The organism is Nocardia amamiensis NBRC 102102 (genome assembly GCF_001612745.1).
GTDB lineage: Bacteria > Actinomycetota > Actinomycetes > Mycobacteriales > Mycobacteriaceae > Nocardia > Nocardia amamiensis.
The window spans coordinates 1-592 of the sequence record NZ_BDBA01000357.1 but is presented as its reverse complement, the minus strand read 5'-3'; the positions used below and the strand labels follow the sequence as shown (position 1 = coordinate 592).

1 protein-coding gene is annotated in these 592 nt (G+C 72.5%); it reads left to right on the top strand.

Annotation, left to right across the window (positions count from 1 at the left end; all coding sequences use genetic code 11):
- Positions 1-592 (top strand): AMP-binding protein (locus NA4_RS37545; protein ID WP_157129556.1); only part of this gene is annotated, 592 nt, incomplete at both ends.

Below are 592 nucleotides of genomic sequence, written 5' to 3'. Positions count from 1 at the left end.
TCGGCCGGGTCGGCGCGCACACGGTGGCCAAGGTGCTCGCCGAGGTCGTCGAGGAGGACCCGGAGGCGCCCGCCCTGCTGGCCGGGGACGACGAGGTCGCCTACCACGTGCTGGATCGGCGTTCCTCACAGCTGGCCAGGTTGCTCATCGATCGCGGTGCCGGACCGGGCGACGTCGTCGCGGTGGCCCTGCCGCGCTCGGTGGACGCCGTCGTCGCGGTGTGGGCGGTGCAGAAGGCCGGTGCGGCCTGCCTGTTCGCAGGCGACCTCACGACCGACGAGCTGACCGGCGCGGGCGCCGGATTCGGAATCACCCGAGAGCCGCTGTCCGACAGCGACATCCGCTGGCTGGCACTCGACGACCCACAGGTCCGCCAAGACCTCGCCGCAGCCCCGCCGCACCCGGTGTCCTACGCCGACCGAGTACGCCCGCTCGGCGAAGAACACCCGGCGTTCGTCGTCACCACGGCAACCGGCGTCGTCACGCTCTCCCAGTCCGAGGCGCTGTCCCGGGCCGAACAGGCGCGCGAGCAGTACGAGATCACCTACGAGTCGACCACGTACACCACCGCCACCTCCGGCCACCCGGCCGT